This window comes from Nonomuraea sp. JJY05 (assembly GCF_043496855.1).
GTDB lineage: Bacteria > Actinomycetota > Actinomycetes > Streptosporangiales > Streptosporangiaceae > Nonomuraea.
The window spans coordinates 134,906-153,558 of sequence record NZ_JBIEIS010000029.1 but is presented as its reverse complement, the minus strand read 5'-3'; the positions used below and the strand labels follow the sequence as shown (position 1 = coordinate 153,558).

Sequence of the window (18,653 nt, the reverse complement as noted above, 5' to 3'; positions counted from 1 at the left end):
CCCTTGAGGGATGACTCATCTGACGGTCCCCTGGATCCCCGTACGCCATCGTCTGGACGTGATCCTGTCCCCGGCCCTGCCGCCGCTGGACAAGACCACGTCGGCGTTCGCGTTCGTCTCGGACGGGACCGGCAGAACGCTCATGACGTGTGTGGACAAGGAGGGCCGCGGGTGGGACATCCCCGGCGGCCATCTCGAACCCGGCGAGACGGCCCTCGACGCCGCGGCCAGGGAGCTGTATGAGGAGACCGGCCTGCGCCTGCCGCCCACCGCGTTGTCCGCCTTCGCCTGGCAGCGCATCGAGCTCCTGGACGCGGCCCCGGCCGGCTACCGCTACCCGCCGCTGACGTACATGGTGATGTTCAGGGCCCGTCTCCCGCATCCGGGCCGGCCGACCGAGCCGCCGGCCGGCTCGGAGAGCACCAGGGCGGACTGGCTCTCACCGTCGGAGATCGCCCGCGTCTGCCCTGATCGCACCTGGTTGTCGCTTCTGGACGGCCCGAGCCCGCAATAGCTATTTGGGAGCCTTCTCCTTGAAGAGATAACCGCCCACGATCACGAACCCGATCTGGAAGAGCCAGAGCCGCACGTCCGCCACCTCGGGCTTCATCTGGGTCCACGCCTGCTCGGGCAGGAAGCCCGGGCCGAGGATGCTGGCCATGATGACGGTGATGAGCACGCCTAAGTAGACGCCGATGAACCAGCTGCGATGGCGGACCGCGGTCTTCTCCAGCAGCTGCACCACCGGTGAGTCCGGGGGCGGCGGGGAGAGATCCACCAGTTCGCTCTTCGGTTGGACGTCCTCGGCCCCCTCGGCTCCGGATCGATCTCCGGCGCCAGACGGCTGACTGGCTCCACTCATGTTTCCTCCATCAGCCCATGCGTCAGGGCTGACTACGGGGAGGTGCGTTGGACCACCTCAGACTGCGATGGGACCCACCTCGGAGAGCGAGCCACGTGTTTATGTCAGATCTCTGCCGCTTCATGCGGGATTTCTGCCACGCTGCCCGATCGCGCGCCCCTGCGGGATAAGGCACATCCTAGGGGCCTGTGGGATTCGAGCGCGCCTTTAGCCCACATTTCATGATGACATGACTCGTACCATTTGCCAGGATTAGCCGTATATGACGGGAGGATCTTTCCGCACCGGTATAACGTTCCTACTTCCAGGTGTGACAGGACAACACTCGGTATGGATCGGACCCGGTTCTCATGGCAGGCCAGCGTGTATAAAAAAACATGCACCTACGATGAGGGCCCAGCAAGCAGCGAGACGTCGGAGCATCCCCGCCCTCTACTCCACGTGCCCCCTTACCCCCAAGGGCCAGGAGACATGACCATGACGCGTGAGTCCACCGGCAAGGACACCAGGCTCGAGCAGGAGAGGAGCAACAACAACAGCAATTTCGTCCGGTTGTCCGTCAATCTGAGCCACGAAACCGCGCAGACGTTCAAGGCCCTGGCCGAGCGCAAGGGCCTGTCGTTCACCGAGGCGATCCGCCGCGCCATCACCATCTGGAAATTCGTCGAGGACCAGCTCGCGCAGGGCCATGAGCTGGCCATCGTGGAGTCCGACGGAAATCCGCGGAAAATACTGTTCCTCTGATCAGCTATTCACCGCGCTCCTGGGAACCCCTATGACGAAAGGGGCTCCCGGGTGAAGCTCGCGCGGTAGGCCGTGGGAGTGAGGCCGACCCGGCTGACCAGGTGTTTGCGGAGGGAGTCCGCGCTGCCCAGGCCGCTGCGCCCGGCCACCTGGTCCATCGGCAGGCCGGTGGTCTCCAGCAGCTCCCTGGCCCGGTCGACGCGCCGGTGCAGCAGCCACTGCAGCGGGCTCAGCCCGGTCTCCGCGTGGAAGCGCCTGGCCAGGGTCCGCACGCTGATCTTGGCGTGGCCGGCCAGGTCGGCCAGGGTGAGCGGGCGGTCGAGGTGCTCGAGCACCCAGGCCCGGGTGGAGGCGAGCGAGGTGCCGCGCTCGGGAGGCAGCGGGGTCTCGATGAACTGGGCCTGCCCGCCCGGCCGTACGGGGGAGACGACCGCGAGGCGGGCGGCCGTGTTGGCCACCGCCGCCCCGTAGTCGAGCCTGATCAGGTGCAGGCACAGGTCGATGGCGGCCGCGGCGCCCGCCGAGGTGAAGATGCCGTCGTCCTCGACGAACAGGACGTCGGGCCGCACGTCGACCGACGGGAAGCGGGCGGCGAGGTCGCCGGCCAGCCCCCAGTGGGTGGTGGCGCGGCGCCCGTCGAGCAGGCCGGCCTGGGCCAGCACGAACGCGCCCGTGCACAGCGAGGCGATCCGCGCCCCGCCGGCCGCGGCCTTGCGCAGGGCGTCCAGGACCTCCGGGGGAGCCTGCTCGCCGCCGCTGCCGACCGCGATCACCGTGTCGGCGTCCTCCAGTGCCTCCAGGCCGTGCGCCACCACCACGTCGGGGCCCGCGACGGTCGGCACGGCGCCGGGCCGCGCCGTACAGACGCGTACGTCGTAGTGGGGGACGCTGTTGAACACCATGAGCGGGATCGAGACGTCGAAGCTCAGCACGGGAGGAACGATCACTGCGGCGAGGCGGTGCATGGCCAGATCCTCCGGATAGTTGGCATTCCGGCCACTATGCTACGAGGCCGCAGGTCGGCACGGTTGTAATCATGAAATTTCATGTGATCGTGGGTCGCGGGGCCACCGCGTCGAAGACCGCTCTGCTGCTGGCCGAGGACGGCGAGCGGGTACGGATGATCAGCCGCACGGGCGGCGGGCCCGACCACCGGCTCGTCGAGAGGGTCGCCGCGGACGCGACCGACGCCGACCGGCTCACAGAGCTGGCCGAGGGGGCGGACACGCTGTTCACCACCGCCGCGCCGCCCTACCACTCCTGGCCCGAGCAGTTCCCGATCCTGTCGGCGTCGCTGATCACCGCCGTGCGGCGGACCGGGGCCGCGTACGTCATGCTCGGCAATCTCTACGCCTACGGGCCGGTGGACGGGCCGATCACGCCCCACTTCCCGCTGACGGCGACCGGGCCCAAGGGGCGGGCCAGGGCACGCGTGTGGGAGGAGGCCGCCGCCTCAGGGGTGAAGGTCACCGAGGTGCGGGCCGGCCAGTTCTACGGCGCCGGCGCCTTCTCGGTGTTCAGCCTCATGGTGCAGCGGCCCGTGCTGGAAGGCGGCCTGGCCCTGGTGCCGCAGGAACTCGACGTTCCGCACAGTTACTCGGCGATCGACGACGCCGCGCGCACGCTGGTCGCCGCGAGCCGCGAGGAGCAGGCGTACGGCCGGGCCTGGCACGTGCCCACCGCGACCCTGTCGGTGCGGGAACTGGCCGGGCGGCTGGCGGACCTCGCGGGGGCGCCGGCGCCGCGGCTGGAGGAGATGACGGAACGCGACCTGGTCCTGCTCGGGGTCACCGATCCGTTGTGGGGGGAGATGCACGAGGTGCTCACCAAGCCGGGCCACCCGTTCGTCGTCGACTTCTCCGAGACCGAGAAGATCCTCGGCGTCAGCGCCACCCCGGTCGATGAGGTGCTCCGGCCACTGATCCAGCGTCGCCAAGGGGTTCGTTGAGGCGGTTGCTGAAGCGGGCGAGCATGGTGGTTTGGTAGGTCTCCGGGACCAGCCGGGCGATCAGCGGCGGGACGGGACATGTTCAGCCGCGTCACCGAGGCCTACCGTTCCGCCACCGAGGAAGTGCGGGGGTGAACCAGGCACGCGCTCACGACGCGCCGAGCCGGACCTCCGCCACCGGCCGCCAGTCCCATGCGGTCTCCGGTCCGTCCTGGTTGACGACGTGGATGCTGCGGATGGTCACCTCGCGCTCCGGAAGCCGCTCCCCGAGCGCGTCGATGATGGGGGCCGCCGGGCCGTCCGCATTGCTGTAGGCCACGGTGACGTGCGGCAGCCAGGTGTCATGGGCGAGAACGCCGTCACGGCCCGTAGCCGCCCGCGTGGCGAACCGCGCCGCCTCGAGCAGGGGCCGCAGCCGCTCGGCCGGCCGCGCCTCCAGCACGACCGCCTCGGGGTGGTAGAGCACCCGCCCCAGCGTGACCGTGATCGGCTCGACCCGCGCGAGCTGGCCCGCCGCCTCCTCGGCCATCACGCTCACCTGACGGTCGGTGATCTCGTGCGAGTTTCCGGCGACGAACGTGGTGAGGTGGATGAACCGGCGCGGCACCAGATCGAGCCCTGCCAGGCCGGCCAGCCGGTCGTGCGCCTCCTGGACGATGGCCCGCGCCTGCGGGTCCTCCCCCAGCAGGACGTGCCAGTAGAGCCGGCCCTGGCCCGGCGGCAGCATGAGCGATCGGCGCCTGTCCCAGCGATTCGCCATGCGCGTCGGAAGCGGGCTCACGCGTCCTCCTCGGTGGGAGCGGGCAGCTGATCTGCTCACGCAGCGTGGTCACGATATCCGACTCGGCGAGTCGCGGTCACGAGGGGAAGCGCGGGACAGCCGCAGATAGGCCCGGTCGTCGAAACTCCCGGCGCCGGCCGCCACCGCCTTGGTGGCCGCGTGTTCCAGGATGCGCAGCCGGTCGGCCCGTAACGACGCCCGAAGCTCCGCTTCGGCCGCCGCGAGGGTCTGCGCCGGGCCGAGGTAGCCGTCCGACGCCAGCACCACCTCATCCACGTCGTCCGCCAGCACGAACGTCTCCACGAACCGCTCCGGGACCGGCCGCCCGTCCAGCAGGCCATATCCGAAAGGACCGGCTTCATCCCGGTTGGCCAGCACAGCCTGGCGCTCCAGGACTGGCCGGATCAGCGCCCGCCCCGGATCGGTGGCCGCCAGCTCCTCCGGATGCTCTCCCTGCAGCAGCAGGCAGTGAAGGTAGGCGGCCCGGGCACCGGCCAGCACCGTGTCGATCAGCTTCCCGCCGGGGTGACGACGCCACCCGCCGTCACGGTGGCCCAGGGCGACGTGGACATCGCCCACGCGCCACACCAGCCGCCGTCGCGGCCAGGCCACCGCCGCGACGGCGGCCGGCGCGAGGAGGTCGTCGTAGGCGACGGACCACTTGCGGCGCAGCTCCATCAGCTCCGCCGAGACGGCCGCGACCGCCTCCGCCACGGTGACGTCGGCGGGCAGGGTGGCGAGGGTCTGCGCGACGCGATCGGCGGCCAGGGCCCCGCCGCTCGCCCCGCCGTAGTCGCGGCCGGACTTGTCGGTGACGCCGTCGATCACCGCCGCGCAGCGAACGCCGCCGTCGTCCTCGAGGACCACCACCCGGTCCTCGCCGGGCTCCGCGCCCTTCGCGCGCACCGCGCGCTCGGCCACCCGCCAGCCCGCCACGAGAGCCGCCGCGCTCAGGTCGTCCGGAGCAGGGAGACGAGATCGTCCCACCGGGCCATCAGCAGGCCCAGCACGGCGCCGAAGACACCGACGATCGCGCCGATGGCCGGATCGAAGGAGCCATTCACCAAGGAAGCGGCCAGCCCGAGCAGCGCCACCGCGATGAGGATGCCGTTGCGGGCCACGTGCGCCATGCTCAAGGGCGTCTGGGAGGCGCCGAAGCAGCGGCAGGGGACGGCGGCGCCCCTCCGTACCACCATGACGACGGCGACGGTGAGACAGCCGAGCAGCCCCGCCGCGAGGACGAACGACGCCGATCCGGCCCAGCGGAGGGGAACCGCGGCCAGCACGATGACGCCGGCCTCGGCCACCGCCGTCGCCGTCGCGGCCGCCGGCGCCCTGGCCTTGTCGATCACCGCCATCGCCCTGATCGACTGGACGAACTCGCTCCAGGCCCGGCGGCTGGAGACCTTGCTCGCCAGCGCGAGAGCGAACACCGTGAGCAGCAGCAGTCTGCTCGCCACATCGACATACTGCATAGACCGCAACCTGCCATGGCCAGGCAAATCCGGCAAGAGCACCACTGCGTTACTCTCGAAGATCCACGATCAGGGGGTGGACCGTCGTGCTGATCCGGCTACTCGGCCCGGTGGAGGTGGAGCGCGCGGGGCAGCCCCGGCCCGTGCGCCCGCCGCAGGTCGCGCTCGCCCTCGCCGCGCTGGCTTGGGAGGTCGGCCGGGTCGTGCCGGTCGACACGCTCCTCGCCCGGGTCTGGGGCGAGCAGGTCCCGCCCGGCGCGCGGCGCACCCTGTACACGATCATCACCCGCATCCGGCGCGACGTGCTCACGGACGAGGGCGCCGTCGTCGGCCGGCTCGGGGGTTACCTGCTCGACGTGGACGAGTCAGCGGTGGACGTGCCGCGGTTCCGCGCGCTCGCCGACCAGGCGGTGGCCGTGCCGGACCCGGTGCCGCCGCTGGGCGCGGCTCTGGCGCTGTGGCGTGGCGATCCGCTGACCGGGCTGCCCGGCGAATGGGCCGAACGGGCCCGCCACCGCCTGCGCGACGAGCGCAGGGAGATCCTCCTGGGCTGGGCACGGGTGATGACCGGCCGGGACGCCGCGGCGGCGGTGGCGGCGCTGTCGCCGCTGGCCGAGGAGTACCCCCTGGACGAGCTGGTGGCGGCGGCGCTGATCGAGGCGCTGCACGCGTGGGGGCGGACCGCCGAGGCGCTGGCCCACTTCGCCCAGGTACGCCGGACGCTCGCCGAGGAGCTGGGCGTCGAACCGGGCACGGCGCTGCGGCGCGTCCACCGCAAGCTGCTGCGCTCCGGCGACACGGCCGAGACGGCGCGTCCGGTCCCGGCGCAGCTGCCGGTCGGCCTGCGGCACTTCGTCGGCCGGTCGGCCGAGCTGGAACGGCTGGCCGCGATCGGCGAACAGCCGGCCACCGCGGCGGTCTGCGCGATCTCCGGACCGCCCGGGGTGGGCAAGTCGTCGCTCGCGTTGCGCTGGGCCCGGCTGCACCGCGATCGCTTCCCCGACGGGCAGCTGTACGCCGATCTCAGCACGATCGACCCGGCCGACGGGGCCATGGTCCTGCCCCGGTTCCTCGGCGCGCTCGGGGTCACGGAGGCGCAGGTGCCGTCGGGGGTGGAGGCGCAGATCGGGCTCTACCGCAGCATGCTGGACTGTCGCCGGGTGCTGGTCGTGCTCGACGACGCCCGCAGCGCCAACCAGGTCCGCCCGCTGCTGGCCACCGCGCCGGGGTGCCTGACGCTGGTGACCGGCCGCTCCGAACTGTCCGGGCTCTCGGTCACGGCCGGGGCGCACCTGGTCAACCTGGACGTCCTGCCTGGCGACGACGCGTACGCCCTCTTGGTGGCGTGGCTGGGCGAGGCCCGGCCGGCGGCGGAGCCGGAGGCCACCGCGAACATCATCCGCCGGTGCGGCCGGCTGCCGCTGACGCTGGCGATCGTCGCGGCGCAGCTGGCGCAGCGCACCGATCTGCCGCTGGCCGAGGTCGCCGCTGACCTCGAGCGGGCCGAGGCCGACCTGGAACCGTTCGCCCACAGCGACCCCGCGATCGACCTGCGCCGCGTGTTCGGACGCTCGTACCGGGACCTGCCCGTGCCGGCGGCCCGGCTGTTCCGGCGGCTCGGGCAGCATCCCGGGCCGCACCTGCCGCTGCCGGCGGCGGCGAGCCTGGCGGCCCTGCCGGTGGAGCGCGCGCGGGAGCTGGCCAGGCACCTCGACCGCGTCAACCTGGTCGAGATCCGCGCGCCCGGCCGCCTGCACCTGCACGGCCTGCTGCGCGTGTACGCGTCGGAGCAGGCACGGGCCGCCGACACCCGGGCGGTACGCAGGTCGGCCACGCGGCGGCTGCTGGACTACTACGTGCACTCGGCCTGCGCCGCGAACGGGGTGTGTTACCCGCACCGCGACAACCTGCTCCTGGACCCGCCGGCGCGGGGCGCCGTGGTGGAGCGGTTCGCCGAACCGGCGGAGGCCCTGCGCTGGTACGCCGACGCGTCGGCGGTGCTGCCCGGGCTGCTGGCGGAGGCCACCGAGGCCGGGTTCGACGCTCACGCGTGGCGGCTGGCGTGGGCGTTCGCGGAGTTCATGCAGCGGCGCTGCCTCTGGGAGGAGATCCTGCGCACCCACGCGGTGGCGCTGGCCGCGGCCGAACGGCTCGGCGACCGGCTGGCCGAGGCCCGCTGCCACAACAGCATCGCCCGCGCCCATGTCCGGCTCGGCCACGACGGCGAGGCGGTCGTGCACTTCGAACGGGCGGTCGAGCTGCACCGCGACCTCGACGAACCGGTCCTGCGGGCGCACATCCACCTCGGCCTGACCGTCGCGCTGAGCCGGACGCGGCCCGATGAGGCGCTGAGCCACACCCAGCACGCGCAGGAGCTGTTCCGGCAGGCCGGCGACGTCGTCGGAGAGGCGCGGGCGTTGAACAACTCCGGCTGGCTGCGGGCCGAGCTCGGCGAGTACGACGAGGCGCTGGCCGACTGCCGCCGGGCCCAGCGGCTCCTCGCCGACCTCGGATACACCCAGGGCGAGGGGCACGCGTGGGACAGCGTCGCCCATGTCCTGCGCCTCAAAGGCGACTTGGCGGGGGCGGTGGCGTGCTTCGAGCGGGCGGCCGAGCTGCTGCGCGACTGCGACGACCCGCACGCGGCGGCCGCGACGCTGGTCCGCCTGGGAGAGACGCACGTCACGGCGGGTGACATCGCGGCCGCGCTCGACGCCTGGAAGCAGGCGGCGGAGTTCTTCGACGCCGTGGGCAGTGCGCAGGCGGAGAAGGTCCGCGACCGCATCGTCTCCTTCCACCGTCCCTGACCCGCCCTCACCCGCCGCGCGATCGCCCTTCTGAGCTGCCGGAACAGGCCGTTAAGAATTCATTGAGAAATCGCTCAGACCTCTGGCTCAGGCTGCGACGGGCAGCGGGACGGCGGCGTGGTCCGGCGTACCGCTGCCGCACGGGCGGGCGCCGGCCCGCCGGGACGACCGAAAGGAAAACTCGATGCGCGTCGTGACCAGAATGGCCGACCGGCTCCTCGAGCTGATCGCGCCGCACACCGTGGCCAGGGCTGCCGACTGCGGTTATGAGTGCTGCAGCTTCCCGGCGTTCACCGCGAAGTACTGCTGCTACTACCCGAACGGCAGCCGCAGTTGCGGCGGCTGCAAGAGCTACATCTACTGCTCCTGACCGCACGTTGACCGGGTGCCCGGCTGGCGAGCCGGCCGGGCCCTTCACACGGAAGGTTGTCTCATGTCCTATTTGATCGCCGTCGTGGCCCTCGTCGGCGCATTGTGCCTCGTGGACCTCGTGTTGACCCTCGGCGTGGTCCGGCGGCTTCGGGAGCACACCAAGCTGCTGGACGGACTGTATGAAGCCGTCGACCTGATGGGCGGCCCTTCCGGGCCGGGCAGGGGGCCGACCGTGGGCGAGGTCGCCGGTGATTTCGCGACGACGACGGTGGACGGGAGCCCTCTCACCCGGGATCTCCTGCCGGACGGGACGGTCGTCGCGTTCTTGTCGCCCGATTGTCGCGGCTGCCATGAGAAGCTTCCCGGCTTCGCCTCGTGGGCCGCGGGCCAGGACCGCTCGCGGGTGCTGGCGGTGGTCGACAACCGATCGGGTGACCCCGCGGACATGGTCAGCACTCTGGAGCCCGTGGCACAGGTGATCGTGGACAGCGCTGTGAGCAACGCGTTCGGCGTGCACTCGTTCCCGACGTTCCTCCAGGTGAGCGCGGGCGGCAAGCTGCTCGCGGTGGCGCCCGAGATCTCCCGGCTGCCGGCCGGGTCGCCTGCGTGAGCGAGCCGGCGCCGACGTCGCGGGGGCTGGCCAGGAGCGCGGCACGCGCCGCCGCGATGGTGTGGCGGTCGGCGCCCGTCCATGTCCTTGCCTACCTGGCGGTCACGCTGGTGGGCTCGGCCACCCCGATCGCCGTGGCCTGGCTGACCAAGGCCGTGCTGGACGGGGTGGCGCTACGGCAGACCGGCACGCTGCTCGCCCTGGCGGCGACTGTCGCCGCCGTCACCACGGCCGCCGCCGTGGCGGCGCACGCGGGACATTACCTGCGTGCCGAGGTGGATCGCAGGACGGCGCTGCACGCGAAGGACGAGCTGTTCGCGGCGGTCTCCGGCTTCACCGGTCTGGCCAGGTTCGAGAGCCCGGCATTCCTTGACCGGCTGCGGCTGGCCCAGCAGAGCGCGAGCAACCCCGGCAGGCTGGTGGACACCGCGCTCACCACCGCTCGCAGCGCGGTGACGGTCGCCGGCTTCGTCGCGTCCCTGGCACTCGTCAACTCCGCCTTCACCATCCTGGTCGTGCTGTCGGCCCTGCCGGCACTGCTCATCGAGCTGCGGATGTCGCGGCAACGGAACACGATGTTGTGGCGGATCGGGCCGGCCGAGCGTCGCGAGATGTTCTACGCGCACCTGATGTCCACCGCGGACGCCGCCAAGGAGATCCGCCTGTTCGACCTCGGCGCCTTCTTGCGGCTTCGCATGCTGGCCGAGCTGCGCACCGCGAACGCCGAACGCCGCCGGATGGATCGGCGGGAGCTCCGCATCCACGCGAGCCTGTCAGGCGCCTCGGCGATCGTGGCCGGAGCGGGCCTCATCTGGGCGATCCTGGCGGCGGGGCAGGGACGGCTCAGCGTCGGCGACGTGGCGATGTTCGTGGCGGCGGTCGCCGGCGTGCAGGCGGCGCTGGACAGCATGGTGTCGGCCGGCGTGATGGCGTACGAGCACCTCCTGACCCTTCATCACCACGTCGCGATCGTGACCGCCGAGTCCGATCTTCCGGCGTCGGGCGCTCACCCGTCGCTGCCGCCCCTGCGCCGGGGCATCGAGCTGCGCGACGTCTGGTTCCGCTACAGCCCGGACCATCCGTGGATCCTGCGCGGCGTCGACCTGTTCATCCCGAACGGCCACACGGTCGCGCTGGTCGGGCGCAACGGCGCCGGCAAGAGCACGCTGGTGAAGCTCCTGTGCCGCTTCTACGACCCGACGCGCGGGGCGATCCTGTGGGACGGCGTGGACCTCCGCGACGTGCCGCCGGAGACGCTGCGTGCCCGGATCGGCGCCGTCTTCCAGGACTTCGTGTCGTACGAGCTGACGGCGACCGACAACATCGCGGTGGGCGACCTCGCCGCCGCCCAGGACCCGGCGCGGATCGAGCGGGCGGCGCGGGACGCCGGGATCCACGACGTGGTCGCGGCCCTGCCGCACGACTACCGCACGCTGCTGAGCCGTGGATTCCCCCAGGACCCGGACGACGAGCAGGACAATGCCGACTCCGGAGTGCTGCTCTCCGGCGGGCAGTGGCAGCGGCTGGCGCTGGCCAGGGCGTTCCTGCGCCGCGACCGGGACCTGATGATCCTCGACGAGCCCAGCGCCGGCCTGGACCCCGAGGCCGAGTACGAGGTGCACGGCCGGCTCGCCACGCTGAGGTCGGGGCGGACCAGCGTGGTCATAACCCATCGGCTCGGCGCGGTCCGCACGGCCGACCGGATCGTGGTGCTGACCGACGGCGTCGTCACGGAGCAGGGCACGCATGCCGCCCTGCTGGCCGAGGGCGGCACGTACGCCGAGTTGTTCGCCCGGCAGGCGACCGGCTACCGGGACGACGTGGAGGTGTCGCGGTGACCGGCGCGATCGTCGTGCTGGCGGCCGTCGGCGTCGCTCTCGCCGTTCTCCGGGTGCGCCGGCGCTACCTGGTGGTGACCGTCCAGGGGGAGAGCATGCTGCCGGCGTACCGGCCGGGTGAGCGCGTCCTCGTACGGCGGACGCCGCCGGGATCGCTGCGCCCCGGGCAGGTCGTCGTGCTGAGCGGCTTCGCCCACGCCCGGCCGGGCGAGCGCCGGCGGGAAGCGCACCAGCAGCTGGGCGCAGGCCCGGGCTGGATCATCAAGCGGGTCGCGGCCGTCCCGGGTGACCCGGTCCCGCGCGACACCGTCCCCGCGCTGCGGACCGAGCCGGGCACGCTGGTGCCGGACGGACGCCTGGTCGTGCTGGGCGACAATCCGGACCACTCGCTCGACTCCCGCCAGTCCGGCTACCTGATGGCGGATCGCCTGTTCGGCGTGGTGCTGCGCAAGGTCGGTCAGCCGATGTCGGCGCCCTCGCGGTAGCCGCTGGCCTGGGTGGCGAACAGGCGGGCGTACCGGCCGCCCAGCGCGATGAGCTCGTCGTGGGTGCCCCGCTCGATGATCCGGCCGTCGCCGAGGACCACGATCAGGTCGGCGTCGCGGACCGCTCCGAGCCGGTGCGAGACCAGCAGGCTGGTGTTGTCCGCGCGGTGCTCGCGCAGCCGCCGGTGCACCTCGTACTCGGCCTGCGCGTCCAGGCCGGAGCTGGGCTCGTCGAGGATGAGCAGGTCGCGGCGCTCGCGCACCAGCGCGCGGGCCAGGGCCAGCCGCTGCCACTGGCCCCCGGAGAGCGTCACGCCCGCCTGCGGGTCGTCGTCGTCCTCGGGGCCGAAGAAGACGCGGCTCAGCATGGTGTCGTAGCCCCGGGGCAGGGCCTGGACGGTTTCGTGCGCGCCGGCCAGCTCGGCGGCGGCCTGGAGCCTGGCGCGGTCGGACATCGCCTCGACCTCGCCCACCCCGATGTTCTCCGCCGCGGTCAGGTCGTAGCTCATGTAGTCCTGGAAGAGCACGCCCATCCTGGCGCGCAGCTCGGCGGGTGGCACGTCGCGGATGTCGATGCCGTCCCAGAGGATCGCGCCGCGGGAGGGGTCGTAGAAGCGGCACAGCAGCTTGATCAGCGTGCTCTTGCCGGCTCCGTTGAGCCCCACCAGCGCGACGGAAGCGCCGTGGGGGATCGTCAGGTCCACCCCGCGCAGCACCCAGGGGTGGCTCTCGTCGTAGCGGAACCACACGTCGTGCAGCTCGATGCCGCGGCGCAGCGCGGGCAGCCGCTGCGGTTCCCCGGGCGCGGGCAGGTCGCCGGGCAGCGACATCACCCGTTCGTGGTGGGCGAACAGCAACAGCGCCTGGCGTGCGTTCGCGGCGTTGTCCACGGTGGCGGCCAGCGCGGCCTGCGTGCCCGCCACGGCGGCGGCGAACGCGGTCACGTCGCCGAGGGTGAGCCGGCCGTCGAGGGCGGCGTACACCGCCCAGAGCAGCCCGGCGCCGCTGACCGCGGCGGAGAGCGCCGCGAGCGCCGACTGCGTGAGCGCCTCCCGCCGGTCCAGCCGCCGCTCCCCCGCCTGCAGGACGGCCAGCTCGCCGAGCACCCGGCGCTTGAGGAAGTCGCCGAGCCCGAAGAGCCGGACCTCCTTGGCGGCCTCCACGTCGGTGATCAGGGAGGAGTAGAAGATCTGCCGCCGCGCCGCGGCGGACTGCCCGGCGATCATCCTGATCCGCCGCTTCTCCAGGGACATCCTCGCCGCGAGGACGGGCAGCGCCGCGAGCGCCACCAGGCCCGCCATGAGCGGGCTCAGCACGGCGAGGGCGATGAGGAGCCCGGCCAGGGCGATGACGTTGCGCCCGAGGTCGAACAGGCCCGAGGTGATCGGCCCCATCGCGTTGCCCGTCGCCTGCGCGGCCATGCGCAGCTCGTCGAGGAACACCGGATTCTCGAACCGCGACAGCCCGTGGAACGTGTTCACCCGCGTGTACAGGCGATCCTGCAGCAACAGGTCCAGCCGGCGATCCGTCTCACCCCGCAGATAGCCGGTCAGCTGCGGCAGCACCCCGGCGACCAGCCCCAGGACGACGAGGCCGGCGACCGGCGTCAGCACGCGTTCCGGCCGGCCCGTCGCCAGCCCGTCGACGAGCGTCTTGGTCGCCCACACGGTGGCCGTGGGCAGCAGCCCGGCCAGGACGGTGGTGACCAGCTGGGACATCGCCAGCACCGGCCCGGCCCGCCAGCACAGCAGCGCCAGGGTGGCGGCGCGGCGCAGCGGGGACCGGGTCACTTCGCCGGCGCCATGGCGACGAGATCGGTCAGCTCCGTGTCCGCGGCCACGACCCTGCCGTCCTGGTCGGTCCTCAGGAACGTGGGGAACGCGTGGATGTCGAGAGCCTGCACGATGCGCTGCGCGTCCTCGCCCATGACGACGCTCGCCACGCCGCCCACCACTTCGACCAGGTCCGCGCTCTCCTCGACGGCGCCGGAAATGACCGCCAGGGCACTCTGCCCCTTGGCCTGCGCGGCGAACTGCGGCGCGCGCTCGTGGCAGGTGTCGCAGCCCACGTCGAAGAAGCCCACGAGCCGCGGTCCCGCCACGTCCTGCGGCAGCGTGCGCCCGACCAGCACGCGGGGATCGTACGGCATGAGCGTCGACGTCCCCGCGAGGCGTTCGAGCTCGGCGGTGTGCTCTCGGAGCCGGCGCAGCACGCCCAGGGTGAGCACCAGGTCCAGCAGGCACAGCAGGCCGACCAGCACGACGGCGGCGATCAGGAAAGGCATCGGACAACCCCTCTTCAGGCGGTGAACAGCTCCAACAGGTCGTCGAGGCGCACCACGAGCAGGGCGCCCACGGCGGCGGCGACGAGAGCGAGCGCGACACCGGCCGGATGCGCCGTCGCCGTCCCGGCCGCGGCCCATGCGGCCAGCCCGGTGCCGCCGCACGCCGCCAGGACGAGATTGCGGATCACGTGCGGCCGGCCGAGCGGCGTGACGGACGCGCCGAAGCACCGGCACGGCGCCTGCCGCCCCCGGCGCAGGGCGACGAGGATGCCGCCGGTCAGCGCGGCGAGCGTGCCCACCGCGACCGCGAACCCCAGCGGTACGGTCCACGGCAGCGCCAGCAGGACGACCGAAGCGGCCTCCGCCGCCACCAGGGCGTGCGCGGCCATGGTGGACACGGTTCTCGGCAGGATCTTGAGTACCACGATCGAGGACACGTACTCGCTGTGCGCCGATCGGCCGCGCACCTTCCCCGCGATCGCGACCGCGAAGACGGCGGCCAGCAGCGCCCGGCACATGATCATGAGAAAGAGCACGGCGTCACCCTCGGGTCCGGGGACCGGCGGCGGAGGTGGCCGCCGCCGGCCCGCGCGTTCTACCTAGCCGCAGATCCTGAAGGCGTAGCAGGACCCACAGCGGGTCGTGCCGCCGGCGGTCGTGCAGATCTTCCTGAAGTCGGAACGCTCCCTGCAGTAGCAGTGCACGTACCACTCGGCAGCCGCCTTGGCGGACGCCTTCGGGACGAGCCTGTCGAGAATCCTGTCGCCGAGCTTGCCCAAGACAGAAGTCATGTTCGCTCCTTGTATAGCGATGCGGTCAGGCCGAAACGCTATTTGGGGGACATACAGCGACCGATACAGCCGCGCTACACCTGGGCGGTGAGCAGCCTTTCCAGCACCGGATTGAGGCGCATCGCCGGATCCGCGAACAGCTCCTCGGCCCTGCGGGCGTCACCCGCGGCGCGCGGGTCGCGCGCCGCCGTCCGGGCCCTGGCGAGCTGGCGGGTGCAGGCGGCGTAGCCGTACGCGTCGCCTATCTGGGCGGTCAGCTCCAGGGCCCTGACCAGGTCGCGTTCGGCCGCGGCGAGGGCGCCCTGGCGCAGCCGGATCTCGGACCTGCTGAGCAGCACCTCCCACTCGTCCTCGCGGTTGCCGGTCTCCTCGCAGCGGGCCAGCGCCTCGTCCATCGCGGCCAGCGCCTCGTCCTGCCGGTCGAGCAGGCAGTAGGCGCGGCCGAGCGCCGCCAGCGTGATGCTCTCGCCGTTCAGGTCGCGATCGGCCCGGCGGACGGTCAGGCACCGTTCGAAGCGGTCCGCCGCCTCGGCGTCCCTGCCCAGCTGGAGCAGGAGCTCGCCCAGGTTGTGGCCGACCAGCCCGACGCGCCTGGACCCGTGCGCCTTGAGCAGCCGCAGGCTCGCGCTGATGTGGCCGAGGGCCGCCTCAAGGTCGCCGGTCTGCATGTGCAGCCAGCCGAGGTTGTGCAGCGCCATCCCTTCCTCCTCGGGATTGCCCAGGTCGCGCCAGAGATCGAGCGCGCGCCGCAGGTGGCCGTCGGCCGCCTCCCCCTGGCCGGCCCGCCATTCCAGCAGCCCCAGGGTCGCGAGCGTGGACGCCTCCGCGCCGCGGTCGCCGTCGCGCCGCGCCACCTCGATGGCGAGCCGCGCGATGGTCTCCAGCTCGCGCCAGTAGCCGCCCTTCATCACCGTGGCCTTGACCAGGGTCATCAGCTCGATGGCGAAGCGCGCCACGTCCGGCTTCCCCCGCGCGGCCTGGACGGCGGCCGCGACCAGGCAGCGCAGCTCCGTGTCGAGCCACCGCACGGCCGCGGCGGGGTCACGCAGCATCAGGCCGGGGTCGCGGCGGCGCTCGCTGTTCCCGCCGGCGGCGCGCAGGTGCGGCTGCAGCAGGTCGCGCAGCTGGTGGCAGAGGTCGAGGTACCAGTCCAGGGCCCGCCGTACGGCCAGGTCCAGGTCTTCCGGCGGGGCGTGGGAGGCGGCCAGCTCCCCCGCGAAGAGCCGCAGCAGGTCGTGCGTGCGGAACCGGCTCTCGCCGACCGGCTCGATCAGGCGGGCCTCGACCAGCTCGTCGAGCACGGCCTCGGCGGTCTTCCGGTCGACGTCGGCCAGCGCGGCGACGAGCTCGACGCCCACCTCCGGCACCTCCAGCACGCCGAACAGGCGGAAGACGGTCCGCGCGGCACTCGTCAGGGTCGCGTAACCGACCTCGAAGCAGGAGCGGACGCGCAGGTCGGCCGCCTGCAGCTCGTCCAGCCGCCGCCGCTGGTTGCTCAGCCGCTCGTTGAAGCCCGCGAGCGACCAGTCCGGCCGGCCCGCGAGGCGGGCGCCGGCGATGCGCAGTGCCAGCGGATGGTGGCAGCACCAGCGCGCGATCTCGGCCGCCGCCTCCGTCTCGGCGGCCACGCGCGCCTGACCGGCCAGCAGCGCCAGCATCCGTACCGACTGCTCCTCGTCGAGCAGGTTCACGGCGATCGGTACGGCGTCCAACGTGGTCAGGGCCGACCGGCTGGTGACCAGCGCCGCGCAGCCACCGCCCGCCGGCAGCAGAGGGGCCACCTGGGCGGCGCCGACGGCGTTGTCGAGGATGACCAGGACGCGCCGGTCGGCCAGCACCGACTGGTAGAGGGCGGCCGCCTCCGCCGGCACCGCGGGCACCTCGCCAGGGGGCACCCCCAGCGCGCGCAGGAAGCGGCCGAGCACCTCGTCGGGGCGCAGCGGAGACAGGCTCGGTGTCGATCCCTGCAGGTCGGCGTAGAGGTGGCCGTCGGGGTACCGCTCGGCCACGCCGTACGCCGCCTTCAGGGCGAGCGTCGACTTGCCGATCCCGCCGGGGCCGTGCAGTGCCAGCACGGGCGGCCCCGCGTCGGCGCCCAGCACGGCGTGGATCCGGGCGAGCTCGGCCGAGCGGCCCACGAACACGCTCGGCGCGCGCGGCAGCTGGCGCGGCCGGGGCCGCCCGTCGTCGGCGGGGGCCTCCCCCTCCTCCGACAACAGGGCCGGGTCCCTGCGCAGGATCAGCTGATGCAGCCTGCGCAGGTCAGGCCCCGGATCGATGCCCAGCTCGTCGGCGAGGACCTTCCGGGCCGCCCCGAACGCGTCCAGCGCGCCGACCACGTCGCCGCTCTGGTACAGGGCCACCATGAGCTGGCCGTGCAGCCGCTCGCGCAGCGGGTACTGCCCGATCACCTCGCGCAGCCGCTTGGCCGCCGTCGCGTGCCTGCCGAGGGCGAGCTGGATGTCCGCGTGCTCCTCCACCACGCTCAGGTAGTGATCGGTGAGGCGGGCGACCACCTCGCGCAGCGTCGGCCCCAGCGGCACGTCCTCGGCCGCCATCCCCTGCCACAGCGCGAGGGCCCGGGTGTAGGAGTCCAGGGCGGTGCTGAGATCGCGCCTGCCCAGCGCCTGGCGGGCGTGCGCGGTCAGCGCCTCGAACTCGAAGAGGTCGAACTCCTCGCGCTCCACCCGCAACAGGTAACCGGCGTCCGAGGTCACCAGGCGCTCCACGGCCGGGTCGGCCGCGGGTGGCATCAGCTTGCGCAACTGCATGAGGTACGTACGCAGGTTCGCCACCGCGGAGCGGGGCGGCTGATCGTCCCACACCTCCGCCACCAATGACCGGATCGGGACGACGTGGCCCGCCCGGGCGAGCAGCATGGCGAGCACGGTCCGCTGCTTGGGCGCCGTGATCCTCGCTCCTCCCGCCGGCGAGTCGTCGCCCTCGATCCGCAGCGGTCCGAGCATCCGGAACTTCATGTCCCGCCGCCTACAGGGCAGACCCGCCCAAGCGCCGCAGCGCGACCCCGAGCAGGCGATCGGCCGGGAAGAAACCGCGTTGCCGCGAGTCGACGCTGTGGGGGTTGTCGCCGTAGACCACCAGCGCGCCGGCGGGCACGCGCTCCCCGGCGTCGTCCACGTCCGGCGGCACCGGGTCACCCGGCAGGGCGACGGCGCGCTTGATGTTCCAGCGCGTGCCGTCCACGTCCACCCGCGGCTCGGACGGAGGTTCGAGGACCACGACGTCGCCCCTGGCCACCTCGCCGATCCGGCGCCGCCGGACCAGCACCCGGTCGCCGTCGTGCAAGGTCGGAGCCATGCTCATCCCCTCGACGGTGACCACCACGTAGCGCCGGCGGGCCACCAAGGCGCCGGCCGCCGCCGCGAGCACACCGGCGAACAATCCCATGCTGATCAGCTTCATCCGCTTTTCCACCGTCGGCCCCAGGGAAATATTGATCTTTATCCGGCTGAGGATCGCCGTTGGCTCCGCACGCTGTCAACCGGGCACCACGACGAGTCCTTGGATGGTGCGTTATAGGCCTGGGCGTACGGTTGGGTGGGTCCAGACCCACTTCAGGGCCGATCCGGCGGGGAGCGGCTCCGGTGCGGTGCACAGTGAAGACACCAAGCCGTGCTCGTGAGGTGAGAAGGAAG

19 protein-coding genes are annotated in these 18,653 nt (G+C 72.6%); 8 read left to right on the top strand and 11 right to left on the bottom strand.

What is annotated here, in order from left to right:
- The first annotated feature begins 10 nt into the window (after positions 1-10).
- Complete coding sequence (locus ACFKCF_RS38225; RefSeq protein ID WP_394500184.1) at positions 11-514, top strand: NUDIX hydrolase; 504 nt, start codon at positions 11-13, stop codon at positions 512-514.
- On the opposite strand, the gene ACFKCF_RS38220 is transcribed toward ACFKCF_RS38225, so the two are convergent.
- The gene (locus tag ACFKCF_RS38220) at positions 515-778 is read right to left on the bottom strand and encodes a hypothetical protein (RefSeq protein WP_394500183.1); all 264 of its coding nucleotides are present in this window, start codon (positions 776-778) and stop codon (positions 515-517) included. It lies immediately after the preceding gene.
- A gap of 555 nt (positions 779-1,333) precedes the next feature.
- On the opposite strand from ACFKCF_RS38220, the gene ACFKCF_RS38215 reads away from it, so the two are divergent.
- Complete coding sequence (locus ACFKCF_RS38215; protein WP_387578709.1) at positions 1,334-1,606, top strand: ribbon-helix-helix protein, CopG family; 273 nt, start codon at positions 1,334-1,336, stop codon at positions 1,604-1,606.
- 29 nt (positions 1,607-1,635) lie between these two features.
- Here the strand turns inward: ACFKCF_RS38215 and ACFKCF_RS38210 are convergent, their stop codons facing one another.
- On the bottom strand, positions 1,636-2,571 hold the full coding sequence (locus tag ACFKCF_RS38210) for a GlxA family transcriptional regulator (RefSeq protein ID WP_394500182.1): 936 nt from the start codon (positions 2,569-2,571) through the stop codon (positions 1,636-1,638).
- A gap of 71 nt (positions 2,572-2,642) precedes the next feature.
- Here ACFKCF_RS38210 and ACFKCF_RS38205 point away from each other — a divergent pair, with 71 nt between their 5' ends.
- Complete coding sequence (locus tag ACFKCF_RS38205) at positions 2,643-3,554, top strand: NAD-dependent epimerase (RefSeq protein WP_394500181.1); 912 nt, start codon at positions 2,643-2,645, stop codon at positions 3,552-3,554.
- A 148-nt stretch (positions 3,555-3,702) separates the two neighbouring features.
- Here ACFKCF_RS38205 and ACFKCF_RS38200 read toward each other — a convergent pair whose 3' ends face one another.
- Genes ACFKCF_RS38200 through ACFKCF_RS38190 form a run of 3 tightly spaced genes read right to left on the bottom strand, consistent with a single transcriptional unit; the run spans position 3,703 to position 5,810 of the window.
- Positions 3,703-4,335, bottom strand: a complete 633-nt coding sequence (locus tag ACFKCF_RS38200; protein WP_394500180.1) for a 2'-5' RNA ligase family protein — start codon at positions 4,333-4,335, stop codon at positions 3,703-3,705.
- Between the two features lie 48 nt (positions 4,336-4,383).
- The gene (locus ACFKCF_RS38195) at positions 4,384-5,322 is read right to left on the bottom strand and encodes a hypothetical protein (protein WP_394500179.1); all 939 of its coding nucleotides are present in this window, start codon (positions 5,320-5,322) and stop codon (positions 4,384-4,386) included.
- Positions 5,286-5,810, bottom strand: a complete 525-nt coding sequence (locus ACFKCF_RS38190) for a MauE/DoxX family redox-associated membrane protein (RefSeq protein WP_394500178.1) — start codon at positions 5,808-5,810, stop codon at positions 5,286-5,288. The genes ACFKCF_RS38195 and ACFKCF_RS38190 overlap by 37 nt, the downstream gene beginning before the upstream one ends.
- 86 nt (positions 5,811-5,896) lie before the next feature.
- On the opposite strand from ACFKCF_RS38190, the gene ACFKCF_RS38185 reads away from it, so the two are divergent.
- The 5 genes from ACFKCF_RS38185 to ACFKCF_RS38165 all read left to right on the top strand — a co-directional run bounded on the left by ACFKCF_RS38185 (position 5,897) and on the right by ACFKCF_RS38165 (position 11,922).
- A complete protein-coding gene (locus tag ACFKCF_RS38185) occupies positions 5,897-8,617 on the top strand; it encodes a BTAD domain-containing putative transcriptional regulator (protein ID WP_394500177.1) in 2,721 nt (906 codons plus the stop codon).
- 184 nt (positions 8,618-8,801) lie between these two features.
- Complete coding sequence (locus tag ACFKCF_RS38180; protein ID WP_394500176.1) at positions 8,802-8,987, top strand: hypothetical protein; 186 nt, start codon at positions 8,802-8,804, stop codon at positions 8,985-8,987.
- 63 nt (positions 8,988-9,050) lie between these two features.
- The gene (locus tag ACFKCF_RS38175) at positions 9,051-9,599 is read left to right on the top strand and encodes a hypothetical protein (RefSeq protein ID WP_394500175.1); all 549 of its coding nucleotides are present in this window, start codon (positions 9,051-9,053) and stop codon (positions 9,597-9,599) included.
- Positions 9,596-11,437, top strand: coding sequence for an ABC transporter ATP-binding protein (locus tag ACFKCF_RS38170; protein ID WP_394500174.1), 1,842 nt, complete (start codon positions 9,596-9,598; stop codon positions 11,435-11,437). Before ACFKCF_RS38175 ends, ACFKCF_RS38170 begins: the two co-directional genes overlap by 4 nt.
- Complete coding sequence (locus tag ACFKCF_RS38165) at positions 11,434-11,922, top strand: S26 family signal peptidase (RefSeq protein WP_394500173.1); 489 nt, start codon at positions 11,434-11,436, stop codon at positions 11,920-11,922. Before ACFKCF_RS38170 ends, ACFKCF_RS38165 begins: the two co-directional genes overlap by 4 nt.
- Here ACFKCF_RS38165 and ACFKCF_RS38160 read toward each other — a convergent pair.
- From ACFKCF_RS38160 to lepB, 6 genes are all read right to left on the bottom strand, one after another.
- Positions 11,895-13,712 carry an ABC transporter ATP-binding protein gene (locus ACFKCF_RS38160; protein WP_394500172.1) on the bottom strand — a complete coding sequence of 606 codons (1,818 nt, stop codon included), beginning with the start codon at positions 13,710-13,712 and terminating at the stop codon, positions 11,895-11,897. The two genes, ACFKCF_RS38165 and ACFKCF_RS38160, sit on opposite strands and share 28 nt — an antisense overlap.
- A complete protein-coding gene (locus ACFKCF_RS38155; protein WP_394500171.1) occupies positions 13,709-14,206 on the bottom strand; it encodes a hypothetical protein in 498 nt (165 codons plus the stop codon). Before ACFKCF_RS38155 ends, ACFKCF_RS38160 begins: the two co-directional genes overlap by 4 nt.
- Before the next feature lie 14 nt (positions 14,207-14,220).
- Positions 14,221-14,742, bottom strand: a complete 522-nt coding sequence (locus ACFKCF_RS38150; protein WP_394500170.1) for a MauE/DoxX family redox-associated membrane protein — start codon at positions 14,740-14,742, stop codon at positions 14,221-14,223.
- A gap of 63 nt (positions 14,743-14,805) precedes the next feature.
- Positions 14,806-14,997: a hypothetical protein gene (locus tag ACFKCF_RS38145; RefSeq protein WP_394500169.1), complete on the bottom strand. Its 192-nt coding sequence runs from the start codon at positions 14,995-14,997 to the stop codon at positions 14,806-14,808.
- Positions 14,998-15,071: 74 nt separating this feature from the next.
- Complete coding sequence (locus ACFKCF_RS38140) at positions 15,072-17,975, bottom strand: BTAD domain-containing putative transcriptional regulator (RefSeq protein WP_394500168.1); 2,904 nt, start codon at positions 17,973-17,975, stop codon at positions 15,072-15,074.
- 10 nt (positions 17,976-17,985) lie between these two features.
- Positions 17,986-18,420, bottom strand: coding sequence for a signal peptidase I (gene lepB, locus ACFKCF_RS38135; RefSeq protein ID WP_394500167.1), 435 nt, complete (start codon positions 18,418-18,420; stop codon positions 17,986-17,988).
- Between the last annotated feature and the right edge of the window lie 233 nt (positions 18,421-18,653).

Coding starts and splice junctions, on each gene's coding strand:
- ACFKCF_RS38225 (WP_394500184.1), top strand. CDS start 11: ATGACTCATCTGACGGTCCCCTGGATCCCCGTACGCCATCGTCTGGAC.
- ACFKCF_RS38215 (WP_387578709.1), top strand. CDS start 1,334: ATGACCATGACGCGTGAGTCCACCGGCAAGGACACCAGGCTCGAGCAG.
- ACFKCF_RS38210 (WP_394500182.1), bottom strand. CDS start 2,571: ATGCACCGCCTCGCCGCAGTGATCGTTCCTCCCGTGCTGAGCTTCGAC.
- ACFKCF_RS38205 (WP_394500181.1), top strand. CDS start 2,643: ATGAAATTTCATGTGATCGTGGGTCGCGGGGCCACCGCGTCGAAGACC.
- ACFKCF_RS38190 (WP_394500178.1), bottom strand. CDS start 5,810: ATGCAGTATGTCGATGTGGCGAGCAGACTGCTGCTGCTCACGGTGTTC.
- ACFKCF_RS38180 (WP_394500176.1), top strand. CDS start 8,802: ATGCGCGTCGTGACCAGAATGGCCGACCGGCTCCTCGAGCTGATCGCG.
- ACFKCF_RS38175 (WP_394500175.1), top strand. CDS start 9,051: ATGTCCTATTTGATCGCCGTCGTGGCCCTCGTCGGCGCATTGTGCCTC.
- ACFKCF_RS38155 (WP_394500171.1), bottom strand. CDS start 14,206: ATGCCTTTCCTGATCGCCGCCGTCGTGCTGGTCGGCCTGCTGTGCCTG.
- ACFKCF_RS38145 (WP_394500169.1), bottom strand. CDS start 14,997: ATGACTTCTGTCTTGGGCAAGCTCGGCGACAGGATTCTCGACAGGCTC.
- ACFKCF_RS38140 (WP_394500168.1), bottom strand. CDS start 17,975: ATGAAGTTCCGGATGCTCGGACCGCTGCGGATCGAGGGCGACGACTCG.
- lepB (WP_394500167.1), bottom strand. CDS start 18,420: ATGAAGCTGATCAGCATGGGATTGTTCGCCGGTGTGCTCGCGGCGGCG.